This is a genomic window from Oleiphilus sp. HI0125 (assembly GCF_001635355.1).
On sequence record NZ_LWGF01000087.1, the window covers coordinates 1 to 1,284 of the forward strand.

The window sequence follows — 1,284 nt, forward strand, 5'->3', positions numbered from 1 at the left end:
TAAGCGACGGTTTGGACTTTTTCAAAAAGATTAATGGAATATTTTCATTTGCAATTTGGGACGCTCGACATCAAAAACTTGTGATTGCGAGAGATCATTTTGGTGTAAAGCCACTTTATTATGCGCAAAATAGCCAAGGCTTCTATTTTGCAAGCGAAATTAAGTCATTGCTGGAAATAGACTCTGTGGAGCGCACTTTTAATTTTAATGCGCTATACCGTACATTGATTTTTCTGTATAGCCCTGGATCAGAAACGCTTCTGAAGTCCGTTCATAAGGTTCCGCCAGGTGAGTACTTGGTAGTGGAGTTAGGTGAAATAGTAGAGCGAAAAGCTTACTGGCACTGGCCATCCTACTCTCCTGTTGAAACTTCTATTGAGGCTCATGCTGATAAAGTTCTAAATGCTTTGAGGGATTCGGTAAACGACCAGTTAGTTTCCGACGTACCCTTAGGCTCATTTTTGTCCGGGGGCTTGGATTCCAGTTTATTAGTGGCTCTTGCTGCCGAAAAAAAGCATGATGACCTGCCATGTTTTACGATTGATTCTAATGATGGTAAAGCTAACGATGGTTTCGAAGATGATTTGCCATATGCTAAGAAAGTGGCAAATCATCTCGGAGTACCGTTGGATATTTTAAAAGCCACCCCTGACATCGTTAACCAACTACCGGAAATGATTTATCACCTTGATGAATTGCAAGCTGATCCTGCTCCACTTAATGTGCTGATGATTTGTGAAAGGTCTAGACATCAAGGTGTAAAAGTCCTCCTTTCGGGGGCAGGTGGTGATGATATGTTCAGTGGTTATCGTCGACATTTGGCTATTAAATTTGAAAGATATTGGAGTTTCTTACCAAAGAGTATACGAAAACTGATTAAATCAGTCAGTTCGAGTTTGCCGAAAAATAATGCCCTTATGCGTCGTATCTCCAAAGCGTTTTCATATGCTGATCTTGATGCTAACGAACGCTTATTATCTTATTTTTTCTGGTTGGACCCTGCACGAGTCAGGGATTTATTCACTGATGAAATTAAGCTGAAGCTTTCTCCAGACCCCCTCGGTTTCATCTATGAAGAGTTGGATTGTCTTGAGTATAAAGATGCGCTTGAAAAAATGCTATTTCTAGAGCGTCGCTATTTTCTGGTAGATCATAATTTTAATTATACTGACAAAATGAGTATGGCTCGTGGCGTAGAGGTTAGGGTTCCCTTCTTAGATAAGCGGGTTGCAGAGGCGGCTTCTCAGGTACCTTCGTCCTTAAAGCAGAATGGTAAGATAGGAA

The 1,284-nt window shown here is 40.9% G+C and carries 1 protein-coding gene; it reads left to right on the forward strand.

Features of this window, described 5'->3' with window-relative positions; translation table 11 throughout:
• Positions 1-11 precede the first annotated feature (11 nt).
• Positions 12-1,284, forward strand: a 1,273-nt coding sequence (gene asnB, locus A3762_RS01445) for an asparagine synthase (glutamine-hydrolyzing) (protein WP_231878692.1), incomplete at its 3' end; no start/stop codon positions are given.